The organism is Pseudomonas sp. SBT1-2, from assembly GCF_028640875.1.
Lineage (GTDB): Bacteria > Pseudomonadota > Gammaproteobacteria > Pseudomonadales > Pseudomonadaceae > Aquipseudomonas > Aquipseudomonas chlororaphis_I.
Genome location: NZ_JAQZAA010000081.1, coordinates 149,951 through 162,582 on the forward strand (window position 1 = coordinate 149,951; position 12,632 = coordinate 162,582).

The 12,632-nt window shown below is 60.3% G+C and carries 14 protein-coding genes and 1 tRNA gene; 13 read left to right on the forward strand and 2 right to left on the reverse strand.

Annotated elements, in window-relative coordinates; genetic code table 11:
• Positions 1–21 precede the first annotated feature (21 nt).
• Positions 22–106 (reverse strand) — tRNA-Leu (locus PVZ78_RS15080).
• A gap of 108 nt (positions 107–214) precedes the next feature.
• On the opposite strand from PVZ78_RS15080, the gene queA reads away from it, so the two are divergent.
• The 6 genes from queA to PVZ78_RS15110 all read left to right on the forward strand — a co-directional run bounded on the left by queA (position 215) and on the right by PVZ78_RS15110 (position 6,301).
• The gene (gene queA, locus PVZ78_RS15085) at positions 215–1,264 is read left to right on the forward strand and encodes a tRNA preQ1(34) S-adenosylmethionine ribosyltransferase-isomerase QueA (protein ID WP_028683321.1); all 1,050 of its coding nucleotides are present in this window, start codon (positions 215–217) and stop codon (positions 1,262–1,264) included.
• Positions 1,265–1,278: 14 nt separating this feature from the next.
• Positions 1,279–2,394, forward strand: coding sequence for a tRNA guanosine(34) transglycosylase Tgt (tgt, locus tag PVZ78_RS15090; RefSeq protein WP_162096445.1), 1,116 nt, complete (start codon positions 1,279–1,281; stop codon positions 2,392–2,394).
• 47 nt (positions 2,395–2,441) lie between these two features.
• Positions 2,442–2,777, forward strand: a complete 336-nt coding sequence (gene yajC / locus PVZ78_RS15095; RefSeq protein WP_007929510.1) for a preprotein translocase subunit YajC — start codon at positions 2,442–2,444, stop codon at positions 2,775–2,777.
• Positions 2,778–2,839: 62 nt separating this feature from the next.
• Positions 2,840–4,708 carry a protein translocase subunit SecD gene (gene secD, locus PVZ78_RS15100; protein ID WP_009050646.1) on the forward strand — a complete coding sequence of 623 codons (1,869 nt, stop codon included), beginning with the start codon at positions 2,840–2,842 and terminating at the stop codon, positions 4,706–4,708.
• 9 nt (positions 4,709–4,717) lie between these two features.
• On the forward strand, positions 4,718–5,632 hold the full coding sequence (secF, locus tag PVZ78_RS15105; RefSeq protein WP_273828896.1) for a protein translocase subunit SecF: 915 nt from the start codon (positions 4,718–4,720) through the stop codon (positions 5,630–5,632).
• 120 nt (positions 5,633–5,752) lie between these two features.
• Positions 5,753–6,301 (forward strand): glycine zipper 2TM domain-containing protein, encoded by a 549-nt coding sequence (locus PVZ78_RS15110; RefSeq protein ID WP_009050644.1) that lies wholly within the window; start codon positions 5,753–5,755, stop codon positions 6,299–6,301.
• Between the two features lie 233 nt (positions 6,302–6,534).
• Here the strand turns inward: PVZ78_RS15110 and suhB are convergent, their stop codons facing one another.
• On the reverse strand, positions 6,535–7,350 hold the full coding sequence (gene suhB / locus PVZ78_RS15115) for a type III secretion system regulator SuhB (RefSeq protein ID WP_007929514.1): 816 nt from the start codon (positions 7,348–7,350) through the stop codon (positions 6,535–6,537).
• A 257-nt stretch (positions 7,351–7,607) separates the two neighbouring features.
• Here suhB and trmJ point away from each other — a divergent pair, with 257 nt between their 5' ends.
• The 7 genes from trmJ (at position 7,608) to hscB (ending at position 12,584) form a co-directional block, all read left to right on the forward strand.
• Positions 7,608–8,387, forward strand: a complete 780-nt coding sequence (trmJ, locus tag PVZ78_RS15120; protein WP_009050643.1) for a tRNA (cytosine(32)/uridine(32)-2'-O)-methyltransferase TrmJ — start codon at positions 7,608–7,610, stop codon at positions 8,385–8,387.
• Positions 8,380–9,156 (forward strand): serine O-acetyltransferase, encoded by a 777-nt coding sequence (gene cysE, locus PVZ78_RS15125; protein WP_007929518.1) that lies wholly within the window; start codon positions 8,380–8,382, stop codon positions 9,154–9,156. Before trmJ ends, cysE begins: the two co-directional genes overlap by 8 nt.
• Before the next feature lie 281 nt (positions 9,157–9,437).
• Positions 9,438–9,929 (forward strand): Fe-S cluster assembly transcriptional regulator IscR, encoded by a 492-nt coding sequence (iscR, locus tag PVZ78_RS15130; RefSeq protein WP_009045442.1) that lies wholly within the window; start codon positions 9,438–9,440, stop codon positions 9,927–9,929.
• Between the two features lie 50 nt (positions 9,930–9,979).
• The gene (locus PVZ78_RS15135) at positions 9,980–11,194 is read left to right on the forward strand and encodes an IscS subfamily cysteine desulfurase (protein ID WP_009050642.1); all 1,215 of its coding nucleotides are present in this window, start codon (positions 9,980–9,982) and stop codon (positions 11,192–11,194) included.
• Positions 11,195–11,296: 102 nt separating this feature from the next.
• Positions 11,297–11,683, forward strand: coding sequence for a Fe-S cluster assembly scaffold IscU (gene iscU, locus PVZ78_RS15140; protein WP_007929523.1), 387 nt, complete (start codon positions 11,297–11,299; stop codon positions 11,681–11,683).
• A gap of 47 nt (positions 11,684–11,730) precedes the next feature.
• A complete protein-coding gene (gene iscA, locus PVZ78_RS15145; protein ID WP_110175517.1) occupies positions 11,731–12,054 on the forward strand; it encodes an iron-sulfur cluster assembly protein IscA in 324 nt (107 codons plus the stop codon).
• Positions 12,055–12,062: 8 nt separating this feature from the next.
• Entirely contained in the window at positions 12,063–12,584 is a 522-nt protein-coding gene (hscB, locus tag PVZ78_RS15150; protein ID WP_038576126.1) for a co-chaperone HscB, read from the forward strand.
• Positions 12,585–12,632 lie beyond the last annotated feature (48 nt).

Consider the following 12,632-nt stretch of genomic DNA (forward strand, 5'->3'; position numbering starts at 1 on the left):
TTTCAAGGTCTTTTTCAGGTTTGGTGCCCCGAGGGAGACTCGAACTCCCACTTCTCTCGAAAACGGATTTTGAATCCGCCGCGTCTACCAATTCCGCCATCAGGGCTCAATGGCGGCGAAGTATAGAGACGTGCCTACCGTTGGTCAATCAGGTTTCATGGTCAATTTTGGCTATTTCCGCTAAACTTTCCGGCCCTGCTAGACGAACCCCATCATGCGTGTTGCTGACTTTACCTTCGAACTCCCTGATTCGCTGATCGCCCGCCATCCCCTGGCCGAGCGTCGCGCGAGTCGCCTGTTGACCCTGGATGGGGTCACCGGCGCCCTGGCCCACCGTCAATTCACTGATTTGCTTGAGCATTTGCGCCCGGGCGACTTGATGGTGTTCAACAATACCCGGGTGATTCCGGCGCGCCTGTTTGGCCAGAAAGCCTCCGGCGGCAAGCTGGAAATCCTGGTGGAACGGGTGCTCGACAGCCACCGAGTGCTGGCCCATGTGCGCTCCAGCAAGTCGCCGAAACCGGGCTCGAAGATCCTGATCGAAGGCGGCGGCGAGGCCGAGATGCTGGCCCGCCATGACACCCTGTTCGAGCTGGGGTTTGCCGAGGAAGTGCTGCCGCTGCTGGAGCGCGTCGGCCATATGCCGTTGCCTCCTTATATAGACCGCCCGGACGAAGACTCGGACCGCGAGCGTTATCAGACCGTGTATTCCGAGCGCCTGGGCGCAGTGGCCGCGCCGACTGCGGGGCTGCACTTCGACCAGCCGCTGCTGGAGGCGATTGCCGCCAAGGGCGTCGAGACCGCGTTCGTGACCCTGCATGTGGGCGCCGGGACCTTCCAGCCGGTACGGGTGGAGCGCATCGAAGATCACCATATGCACAATGAATGGCTGGAAGTCAGCCAGGACGTGGTGGATGCGGTGGCCGCCTGCCGCGCGCGCGGCGGTCGGGTGGTGGCGGTGGGGACCACCAGCGTGCGTTCCCTGGAAAGCGCGGCGCGCGATGGCGTGCTCAAGCCGTTCAGCGGCGACACTGACATCTTTATCTACCCGGGCCGGCCGTTCCACGTGGTCGATGCCCTGGTCACCAACTTCCATTTGCCCGAATCCACGCTGTTGATGCTGGTTTCGGCGTTCGCCGGTTATCCCGAAGCCATGGCCGCCTACAAGGCCGCCGTCGAGCATGGATACCGCTTTTTCAGCTACGGTGATGCGATGTTCATCACCCGCAATCCCGCGCCACGCGGCCCAGAGGAAACAGCATGAGTCGCACCTGTCGTATGTCTTTCGAGCTGCTCGCCACCGATGGCAAGGCTCGTCGCGGTCGTCTGACCTTCCCCCGTGGCACCGTGGAAACCCCGGCCTTCATGCCGGTGGGCACCTACGGCACGGTCAAGGGCATGCTGCCTCGGGACATCGTCGCCACCGGCGCCGAAATCATCCTGGGCAACACCTTCCACCTGTGGCTGCGCCCGGGCACCGAAGTGATCAAGAAACACGGCGACCTGCATGACTTCATGCAGTGGAAAGGCCCGATCCTCACCGACTCCGGCGGTTTCCAGGTGTTCAGCCTGGGCGCCATGCGCAAGATCAAGGAGGAGGGCGTGACCTTCGCCTCGCCGGTCGACGGCGCCAAGGTTTTCATGGGCCCGGAAGAGTCGATGCAGGTCCAGCGCGACCTGGGCTCGGACATCGTGATGATCTTCGATGAATGCACCCCGTACCCGGCCGACGAAGACGTCGCGCGGGTGTCCATGGAGCTGTCGCTGCGCTGGGCCCAGCGCTCGAAGAACGCCCATGGCGACAACACGGCGGCGCTGTTCGGCATCGTCCAGGGCGGCATGCACCAGGACCTGCGCATGCGCTCCCTGGAAGGCCTGGACAAGATCGGCTTCGACGGCCTGGCCATCGGTGGCCTGTCGGTGGGCGAGCCCAAGCACGAGATGATCAAGGTGCTGGACTACCTGCCGGGCCAGATGCCAGCAGACAAACCTCGTTACCTTATGGGTGTTGGCAAGCCGGAAGATCTGGTTGAGGGTGTGCGCCGCGGTGTGGACATGTTCGATTGCGTGATGCCAACCCGTAATGCCCGCAATGGGCACCTGTTCATTGACACTGGCGTGCTGAAGATCCGCAACGCGTTCCATCGCCATGATGATTCGCCGCTGGATCCGACCTGCGATTGCTATACCTGCCAGAACTTCTCCCGTGCTTATCTGCATCATCTGGACAAGTGCGGCGAAATGCTGGGGAGCATGCTCAATACCATCCATAATTTGCGTCATTACCAACGTCTTATGGCTGGTTTGCGCGAGGCTATTCAACAGGGTACATTGGCCGCCTTTGTCGATTCCTTCTATGCCAAACGCGGGTTGCCCGTGCCGCCTTTAGAATAAGTTCTAAAGACGTTTAGACCCACTTTTGTAATTATCCGGAGTGTTACATGAGCTTTTTTATCTCGACTGCAATGGCTGACGCTGCTGCACCTGCTGCTGGCCCTGCTGGCACTGGCTTTGAGTGGATTTTCCTGGTCGGTTTCCTGGTCATCTTCTACCTGATGATCTGGCGTCCACAGGCCAAGCGCGCCAAAGAGCAAAAGAACCTGCTGGGCAGCCTGCAAAAAGGTGACGAAGTTGTGACTACTGGCGGTATCGCCGGCAAGATCACCAAAGTGACCGATGACTTCGTAGTGCTGGAAGTTTCCGACACTATCGAGATGAAGTTCCAGAAAGGCGCTATCGCTGCCACGCTGCCAAAAGGCACGCTGAAGGCGATCTAAGTTTCATCTTTTACCAATCGACGGGGCGCGCAAGGCGCCCCGCTTCATAAACGGGCGGCGTGATGCTGAACAAATACCCTCTGTGGAAATACGTACTGATCCTGGCGGTGCTGGCGATCGGTTTTATTTATTCCGCTCCCAATCTATACCCTGATGATCCGGCCATTCAGGTCAGCGGCGCGAGCACTGCGTTGCAGGTCACTCAGGCGGATCTGGATCGTGCGAGCAAAGCGCTCACCGACGCCGGGATCAACGTCAAGGCAGCGACCATCGCGGCCAAGGGCAAGGGCGGCCTGTTGCGTCTGACCAAGCAGGAAGACCAGCTTCCAGCCAAGGACGTCGTGCGCAAGGCCCTGGGTGACGACTACGTCGTTGCATTGAACCTGGCACAAACCACCCCGCAATGGCTGCGCAACCTCGGCGCGCATCCGATGAAGCTGGGTCTGGACTTGTCCGGCGGTGTGCACTTCCTGCTGGAAGTGGACATGGAAAAAGCCCTCGACGCACGCCTGAAAGTCTACGAAGGCGATGTGAAGAGCCTGCTGCGTAAAGAGCGCCTGCGCTATCGCAGCCTGCCGCAGCTCAATGGCGCCATTCAGCTGGGCTTCAGCGATGAAGCGACCCGTGAACAGGCGCGTACGCTGATCCGCAAGAACTTCAACGATTTCGACATTGTTCCGGCCGACCTCAATGGTCAGGCGGTGCTGCGTCTGGCGATGACCCCGGCCAAGCTGGCGGAAATCCGTGAATACTCCATCAAGCAGAACTTGACCACGGTGCGTAACCGCGTCAACGAGCTGGGTGTCGCCGAGCCTCTGGTTCAGCGCCAGGGTGCCAACCGTATCGTGGTTGAGCTGCCGGGCGTGCAGGACACCGCTGAAGCCAAGCGTATCCTGGGCAAGACGGCCAACCTTGAGTTCCGTCTGGCCGCGGAGCCGGGCGCTTCGAAAGCCACTTCCGAGTCTTTCGAGTTCCGTGAAGGCAATCGTCCTCCTGCGCTGATCGAGCGTGGCCTGATCATCACCGGTGACCAGGTGACCGACGCCCAGGCGGGCTTCGACGAACACGGTCGTCCACAGGTGAACATCAAGCTCGATGGCCACGGCGGCGAGCTGATGAGCCGTTCGACCCGCAGCAACGTCGGTCGCAGCATGGCGGTGATCTTCATCGAGCAGAAGCCGACCACCACTTACACCAAGCAAGTGGTCGACGGTGTCGAGAAAGACGTCGCGGTGCAGAGCTTCAAGGAAGAGAAGAAGATCATCAGCCTGGCGACCATCCAGTCGCCGCTGGGTAGCCAGTTCCGCATCACCGGCCTGAACGGCCAGGGCGAGTCCTCCGAGCTGGCGCTGCTGCTGCGTGCCGGTGGCCTGGCCGCACCGATGTACTTCGCCGAAGAGCGCACCATCGGCCCGAGCCTGGGTGCCGACAACATCACCAAGGGTATCGATGCGTCGCTGTGGGGCATGCTGTTCGTGTCGCTGTTCATCATCGCCATCTACCGCTTCTTCGGCATCATCGCCACCGTGGCGCTGGCGCTGAACATGGTGCTGCTGCTGGCCCTGATGTCCTTGCTGGGGGCTACGCTGACCCTGCCGGGTATCGCCGGTATCGTGCTGACCATGGGTATGGCGGTGGACGCCAACGTACTGATCTTCTCGCGGATACGTGAAGAGATCGCCGCCGGCATGACCGTGCAGCGGGCAATCAATGAAGGCTTCGGCCGGGCATTCACCGCGATTCTCGACTCCAACCTGACCACATTGCTGGTCGGCGGGATTCTCTTTGCCATGGGCACCGGCCCGGTCAAAGGCTTTGCGGTGACCATGTCCCTCGGGATCTTTACCTCGATGTTCACGGCCATCTGGCTGACCCGCGCGATGGTCAACCTGATCTTCGGCGGTCGTGACTTCAAGAAGTTGTGGATTTAAGGGGCTGCCATGTTACGTACTATCAACTTCATGGGCGTCCGCAACGTTGCGTTCGGCGTCACCCTGCTCCTGACCGTTCTGGCGCTGTTCAGCTGGTTCCACAAGGGGTTGAACTACGGCCTGGACTTTACCGGTGGTACGCTCATCGAGCTGACCTACGAGCGTCCGGCGGATGTGATGAAGGTTCGTGCTCAACTGAACGAATCCGGTTATCACGAAGCGATCGTGCAAAGCTTCGGTGCCACCACCGACCTGCTGGTGCGGATGCCGGGTGAAGACCCGCAACTGGGCCACCAGGTGGCAGAAGCGCTGCAGAAGACTGGCGGCGACAACCCGGCGCAGGTCAAGCGCGTCGAGTTCGTCGGCCCGCAGGTGGGTGAAGAGCTGCGCGACCAGGGCGGCCTCGGCATGCTGATGGCGCTGGGCGGCATCCTGATCTACCTGGCCTTCCGCTTTCAGTGGAAGTTCGCGGTCGGCGCCATCGTCTCGCTGATCCACGACGTGGTGGTGACCGTAGGTATCCTGTCGTTCTTCCAGATCACCTTCGACCTGACGGTGCTGGCGGCGGTACTGGCGATCATCGGTTACTCGCTCAACGACACCATCGTGGTCTTCGACCGGGTGCGTGAGAACTTCCGCGTGCTGCGCAAGGCCAGCCTGATCGAGAACATCAACATCTCGACCACCCAGACCCTGCTGCGCACCATGGCGACCTCGATCTCCACCCTGCTGGCGATCGCGGCGCTGCTGTTCTTCGGTGGCGACAACCTGTGGGGCTTCTCTATCGCATTGTTCGTGGGTGTTCTGGCGGGTACCTACTCGTCGATCTACATCGCCAACGTGGTGCTGATCTGGCTGAACCTGAGCAGCGAGGACCTGATTCCTCCGGCCAATACCGATAAGGAAGTCGACGACCGTCCATAACGGTTTCCGCTTCCCGGCAGGCAGTCGAAAAGGCGCGAGTATTGAACTCGCGCCTTTTTTTATGCTCCAAGGCAGGGAGAAGCGCGGGCTTGTCCCGCTTGTGATGGTCAGGAGGTTCACGTGAACAAGTCGATGCTGGTTGGTGCGGTATTAGGTGCCGTCGCTGTGACTGCTGGGGGGGCTGTTGCCACCTACAAGCTGGTCAATAGTGGCCCTGAGTATGCGCAGGTGCTGGCAGTTCAGCCGGTCAAACAACAGATCAAAACACCGCGTGAAGTATGCAAGGACGTCACCGTGACCCGTCAGGCTCCGGTGAAGGATCAACATCAGATCGCCGGTACGGTGGTCGGTGCACTGGCCGGCGGCCTTCTGGGTAACCAGATCGGCGGCGGTACAGGCAAGAAGATCGCCACGGTCGCCGGTGCGGTCGGCGGTGGTTACGCCGGTAACAAGGTGCAGGAAGGCATGCAGGAGCGTGATACCTACACCACCACTCAGACTCGCTGCAACACGGTCAACGACATCAGTGAAAAGGTCGTGGGTTATGACGTGAAGTACGAACTGAACGGCAAGCAAGGCCAAGTGCGTATGGATCGTGATCCAGGCAGCCAGATTCCGGTCAACAAGGAAGGCCAGCTGATCCTGGGTCAGAACCAGCCGGCGCAATAAGCCTTTCGGCGTCAATCAAAAAAAGCACCCTGCGGGGTGCTTTTTTATTGCCTGTGGCTTGGGTTTGCTTCTGTAGGAGCGAGGCTTGCCCGCGATAGCTTCAGCCCCGAATGAGGCTGATATACCGCGGTGCCCAGATCGCGGGCAAGCCTCGCTCCTACAAGGAAAGTGGTTTCCGACAAATCCCAGGCATAAAAAAAGCACCCCGCAGGGTGCTTTTTTGTCGCTGGCGCTTAGCGCTTCAGCGAAGCCGGCAGATGCGGCTGGATGGCGGTGAGGACCGCCTTGAAGCATTTGGTGTTGCCGGCAACCACGTGGCCTTTTTCCAGGAAGTCGTGACCGCCGGTGAAGTCGCTCACCAGGCCGCCGGCTTCTTGGATCAGCAGGGCGCCTGCAGCCATGTCCCACTCGGACAGGCCCGACTCCCAGAAGGCGTCGAAGCGACCGGCGGCCACGTAGGCCAGGTCCAGGCTGGCGGCGCCAGCGCGGCGGATGCCGGCGGTCTGGCCAACCAGGGCGCGGAACATGCCCAGGTAGTTGTCGAGGTTGTCCATCTGGTCGTCACGGAACGGGAAGCCGGTACCCAGCAGGGCGCCGTCCAGGCTGGTGCGGCCGCTGACGCGCAGGCGACGACCGTTCAGTTGTGCGCCGCGACCACGGCTGGCGGTGAATTCTTCCTGGCGCACCGGGTCCAGAACCACGGCGTGTTCCAGGCGACCACGGTATTTGCAGGCGATGCTGACAGCGAAATGAGGAATGCCGCGCAGGAAGTTGGTGGTGCCGTCCAGTGGGTCGATGATCCACAGGTAGTCTTCGCCTTCGCCGCTGCCAGCGTGCAGACCGGTTTCTTCACCGAGAATGCCGTGAGTCGGGTAGGCCTTGCGCAATGCGTCGATGATCTTCTGCTCGGCAGCGCGATCAACTTCGGATACGTAGTCTTTGGCGTCTTTTTCGTCGACCTTGATGGTATCCAGGCGCTCGATGGAGCGGAAAATCAGTTCACTGGCGCTGCGGGCGGCGCGCAGCGCGATATTCAGCATTGGCTGCATGGATAGATCACCTAAGGTTGTTAAAGAAAGCCGAGCATTCTAGCAGAAAATTTTTGCAGATGAAGGTCGACATTCGCTCCGCTTGCCTCGGACTGTCGCTCGGGTCCATAAATACGCGGACATTTTGACGAGCGGCAGTCCGTCTGGAGTTGGCCTGCTTCTATAAGGGTGCCAGCCAGAAGCAGTTATTTTTGAGGCGGGAGCGCTGGCGGTTCTGTAAGATTTGCTCCCCTTTCCCGTGTCCGAGAGCGCCTCCCTTGCTGCAGAACATTCGTGTCGTCCTGGTCAATACCAGTCATCCCGGGAACATCGGTGGGGCTGCGCGTGCCATGAAGAACATGGGGCTGTCGCGGCTGGTACTGGTCGAGCCGCGGATTTTCCCGTCCCATGAGGCCGATGCGCGTGCATCCGGCGCTACCGACATTCTTGAAAACGCTCAGGTCGTCGCCACCCTGGAAGATGCCCTGGCCGGCTGCACCCTGGTGTTTGGCACCAGTGCTCGTGATCGGCGTATCCCCTGGCCATTGCTCGATCCCCGTGAATCCGGGGCCAAGGTGGTGCAAGAGGCAGGGCAGGGCGCCGAAATTGCCTTGGTATTCGGTCGTGAAGATTCCGGCCTGACCAATGACGAGCTGCAGCGATGTCATTTTCACGTGCATATCCCTTCGGACCCGGAGTTCAGCTCGCTGAACCTGGCGACGGCGGTGCAGGTGCTGGCTTATGAGGTGCGTATGTCCTGGCTGGCGGCCGAAGGTCAGCCGAGCAAGGTCGAGAAGGATGAAGTGGCGTCGCCGCGCAGCGATGAGCTGGCGACCATGGACGAGCTGGAGCGGTTCTACGAGCATCTGGAGCAGACGCTGGTGGCCATCGATTTCCTCGATCCGGAAAAACCACGGCACTTGATGGCGCGCCTGCGCCGGTTGTACGGACGCAGCTCGGTAAGCCGGGCGGAAATGAATATTTTGCGTGGCATCCTCACGGAGACCCAGAAAGCGGCCCGTGGCGAGCTCCTTAAGCGGAAGAATGATGATGTTTGAGCGTTTGCGTGAAGATATCCAGAGTGTTTTCCATCGTGACCCGGCGGCGCGTAATGCGTTCGAGGTCCTGACCTGCTACCCGGGCATGCACGCCATCTGGATTCATCGCCTGTCCGGCGCGTTGTGGGGCATGGGCTGGAAGTGGCTGGCGCGCCTGGTGTCGAACTTCGGGCGCTGGCTGACCGGGATCGAGATTCACCCGGGGGCCAAGGTTGGTCGCCGCTTCTTTATCGACCACGGCATGGGCATCGTCATTGGCGAAACCGCCGAGATCGGTGACGACGTCACCCTCTATCAGGGCGTGACCCTGGGCGGCACCAGCTGGAACAAGGGTAAGCGTCACCCGACCCTGGAAGATGGTGTGGTGGTGGGGGCGGGCGCCAAGGTGCTGGGCCCGTTCACCGTGGGGGCGGGGGCCAAGGTCGGTTCCAATGCGGTGGTGACCAAGGCGGTGCCGGCAGGCGCTACTGTGGTGGGCATTCCCGGGCGCATCATCGTGAAGTCCGATGACGAGCAGGAAGCCAAGCGCAAGGCCATGGCCGAGAAGCTCGGTTTCGACGCCTATGGTGTCAGCGAGGACATGCCGGACCCGGTGGCGCGGGCCATTGGCCAGTTGCTCGATCACCTGCAGGCTGTCGATGGGCGCCTGGAGGGTATGTGCGGGGCCTTGAAGGATCTGGGTAGCAACTACTGCGCCAAGGACCTGCCAGCGCTGCGCGATGAGGACTTCGCAGGCGTCAAGGACAAGGGCGACAGTCAGGTCGGCTGAGTCGTCCAGGCGCCTTGGCGTTGATCGCGAGCAAGCTTGCTGCTGCAGAAGAGCGTTATGGTTTTTCTAAGGTGAGCTTGCTCGCCCCGAGTCCGAAAGGGCGCTGGCGACCCATTAGTCACCCGTCAAATCCAGGGCGTGCCATTACCCTGCAGACTTTGCTATGATTCGCGCGCTCTTTTGCGGGTAAACCTGACTAAAGTAGTAGGTCTTATAGTTGACTTAATTACTCGGGAATTGCATACTCGCTCCCATCCCGAAACACTCCGTGGTACTTGTCCATGCGACTGACTACAAAAGGCCGATACGCGGTAACTGCCATGCTTGACCTGGCGTTGCACGCGCAACATGGGCCGGTGTCCCTGGCCGATATCTCTGAGCGCCAAGGCATCTCCCTGTCCTATCTCGAACAGCTCTTCGCCAAGTTGCGCCGCAGCAATCTGGTGTCCAGCGTGCGTGGTCCAGGCGGTGGCTACCAGCTGTCGCGCGACATGCAAGGCATTCAGGTGGCCCAGGTGATCGATGCGGTGAACGAGTCGGTCGATGCAACCAAATGCCAGGGCCAGGGCGATTGCCATTCCGGCGACACCTGTCTGACCCACCACCTGTGGTGCGATCTGAGCCTGCAGATTCACGAATTTCTGAGCGGTATCAGCTTGGCTGACCTTGTGACTCGCCGTGAGGTGCAAGAAGTAGCCCAGCGTCAGGATCAGCGCCGCTGTAATGGCAAGGCGCAGCACCTGGACAAGATTGAAGCGTCCGCCGTCGAATGACAGCCAAAGAGCTAGCGGCACGCCAGCCAGCCTGATTTAGGAGAGAGTCCATGAAATTGCCGATTTACCTTGATTACTCAGCGACCACCCCGGTTGATCCGCGTGTCGCGCAAAAGATGAGTGAATGCCTGCTGGTCGACGGAAACTTCGGTAACCCGGCGTCCCGCTCCCACGTGTTCGGCTGGAAGGCCGAAGAGTCGGTGGAAAATGCCCGTCGCCAAGTGGCTGACCTGGTTAACGCCGACCCACGTGAAATTGTCTGGACCTCCGGTGCCACCGAGTCCGACAACCTGGCAATCAAGGGTGTCGCGCATTTCTACCACACCAAGGGCAAGCACCTGATCACCTCGAAGATCGAGCACAAGGCTGTCCTGGACACCATGCGCCAACTCGAGCGTGAAGGCTTCGAAGTCACCTACATCGAGCCTGGCGAAGACGGCCTGATCACTCCGGCCATGGTCGAAGCCGCCCTGCGCGACGACACCATCCTGGTGTCGATCATGCACGTGAACAACGAAATCGGCACCATCAACGACATCGCCGCCATCGGCGAGCTGACTCGTTCCAAAGGCATTCTGTTCCACGTCGACGCGGCTCAGTCCACCGGCAAGGTCGACATCGACCTGCAGGCGCTGAAAGTCGACCTGATGTCCTTCTCCGCCCACAAGACCTACGGTCCTAAAGGTATCGGCGCGCTGTACGTCAGCCGCAAGCCGCGGGTTCGCCTCGAGGCGACCATGCACGGCGGCGGTCACGAGCGCGGCATGCGTTCCGGCACCCTGGCTACCCACCAGATCGTTGGCATGGGCGAAGCCTTTCGTGTAGCCAAGGAAGACATGGCTGCCGAAAACCTGCGCATCAAGGCGTTGAGCGACCGCTTCTACAAGCAGGTCGAGCATCTGGAAGAGCTGTACATCAACGGCAGCATGACTGCTCGTGTACCGCACAACCTGAACCTGAGCTTCAACTACGTCGAAGGCGAGTCGCTGATCATGGCGCTCAAGGACCTGGCGGTTTCCTCCGGTTCGGCCTGCACCTCGGCTTCGCTGGAGCCTTCGTACGTACTGCGCGCCCTGGGCCGCAACGACGAACTGGCACACAGCTCGATCCGCTTCACCTTCGGCCGCTTCACCACCGAAGAAGAAATCGATTATGCCGCGCAGAAAGTCTGCGAGGCCGTGACCAAGCTGCGCGCTCTGTCGCCGCTGTGGGACATGTACAAAGACGGCGTCGATATCTCGAAGATCGAGTGGGCGGCACACTAAATATAGAAGCCGCCAGGTACAGCTCCTGTAGCGACGCGGCGACTGACGCAGGCGTAACTACAGGGGCTCAAGAGCGGCCCTGATGAGTGAGGATTAAGAATCATGGCTTACAGCGAAAAGGTCATCGACCACTACGAGAACCCGCGCAACGTCGGCAAAATGAACGCGGAAGATCCTGATGTCGGCACCGGCATGGTCGGCGCTCCGGCGTGCGGCGACGTGATGCGCCTGCAGATCAAGGTCAACGAGCAGGGCATCATCGAAGACGCCAAGTTCAAGACCTACGGTTGCGGTTCGGCTATCGCCTCCAGCTCCCTGGCTACCGAGTGGATGAAGGGCAAGACTCTGGATGAAGCAGAGACCATCAAGAACACTCAGCTGGCTGAAGAGCTGGCCCTGCCGCCAGTGAAAATCCACTGCTCGGTACTCGCCGAAGACGCCATCAAGGCCGCCGTTCGCGATTACAAGCAGAAGAAAGGCCTGATCTGATTCAGCGGATCAGCTTTCACAGATTGAGCGAAAAGTAAGGAGTCACGATGGCTATCAGCATGACAGAAGCGGCTGCTCAACACGTGCGACGCTCCCTCGACGGGCGCGGCAAAGGTGATGGGATTCGCCTGGGTGTTCGCACCACGGGCTGTTCCGGCCTTGCCTATGTCCTGGAGTTCGTCGACGAGATCGGTGAAGACGATCAGGTGTTCGAGAGTCATGGCGAGAAAGTGATCATTGATCCGAAAAGCCTGACCTACCTGGATGGCACCGAACTGGACTTCGTCAAGGAAGGGTTGAACGAAGGCTTCAAGTTCAACAACCCCAACGTGCGCGGTGAATGTGGCTGCGGCGAAAGCTTCAATATCTGAGGCTGCTCGTGGGTACTCCTTGTCATTTCGCTTTATTTGAGCTGCAACCGAGCTTCCGTCTGGATCTCGATCAGCTGGCCACGCGTTACCGTGAGTTGGCGCGTGCCGTTCATCCGGACCGCTTCGCTGACGCTTCCGAGCGTGAGCAGCGGCTGGCGCTGGAGCAATCCGCCAGCCTCAACGAGGCCTACCAGACCCTCAAGAGCCCTCCCAAGCGCGCGCGATACCTGCTCGCCATGGGCGGACATGAGCTGCCGCTGGAGGTCACGGTGCACGATCCGGAGTTCCTTCTGCAGCAGATGCAGTGGCGCGAAGAGCTCGAGGATCTGCAGGACGAGGCCGACCTGGCCGGTATTGCAGCCTTCAAGCGCCGCCTGAAAGTGGCCCAGGATGAATTGAACGAAAGCTTCGCAGCCTGTTGGGATGATGCTGCGCAACGCGAACAGGCCGAGCGCCTGATGCGGCGCATGCAGTTCCTCGACAAGCTCACCTACGAAGTGCGCCAGTTAGAAGAGCGCCTCGACGATTAACCCAGTGCCGCTCCGGTCGCACGCCTGATATTCAGATAAGTCCAGATA

What these genes read in the sequence shown, in the direction of transcription:
- iscA (WP_110175517.1), top strand. Translation starts at nt 11,731, where the DNA reads ATGGCTATCAGCATGACAGAAGCGGCTGCTCAACACGTGCGACGCTCC.
- secD (WP_009050646.1), top strand. Translation starts at nt 2,840, where the DNA reads ATGCTGAACAAATACCCTCTGTGGAAATACGTACTGATCCTGGCGGTG.
- iscR (WP_009045442.1), top strand. Translation starts at nt 9,438, where the DNA reads ATGCGACTGACTACAAAAGGCCGATACGCGGTAACTGCCATGCTTGAC.
- yajC (WP_007929510.1), top strand. Translation starts at nt 2,442, where the DNA reads ATGAGCTTTTTTATCTCGACTGCAATGGCTGACGCTGCTGCACCTGCT.
- queA (WP_028683321.1), top strand. Translation starts at nt 215, where the DNA reads ATGCGTGTTGCTGACTTTACCTTCGAACTCCCTGATTCGCTGATCGCC.
- PVZ78_RS15135 (WP_009050642.1), top strand. Translation starts at nt 9,980, where the DNA reads ATGAAATTGCCGATTTACCTTGATTACTCAGCGACCACCCCGGTTGAT.
- suhB (WP_007929514.1), bottom strand. Translation starts at nt 7,350, where the DNA reads ATGCAGCCAATGCTGAATATCGCGCTGCGCGCCGCCCGCAGCGCCAGT.
- iscU (WP_007929523.1), top strand. Translation starts at nt 11,297, where the DNA reads ATGGCTTACAGCGAAAAGGTCATCGACCACTACGAGAACCCGCGCAAC.
- secF (WP_273828896.1), top strand. Translation starts at nt 4,718, where the DNA reads ATGTTACGTACTATCAACTTCATGGGCGTCCGCAACGTTGCGTTCGGC.
- cysE (WP_007929518.1), top strand. Translation starts at nt 8,380, where the DNA reads ATGTTTGAGCGTTTGCGTGAAGATATCCAGAGTGTTTTCCATCGTGAC.
- tgt (WP_162096445.1), top strand. Translation starts at nt 1,279, where the DNA reads ATGTCTTTCGAGCTGCTCGCCACCGATGGCAAGGCTCGTCGCGGTCGT.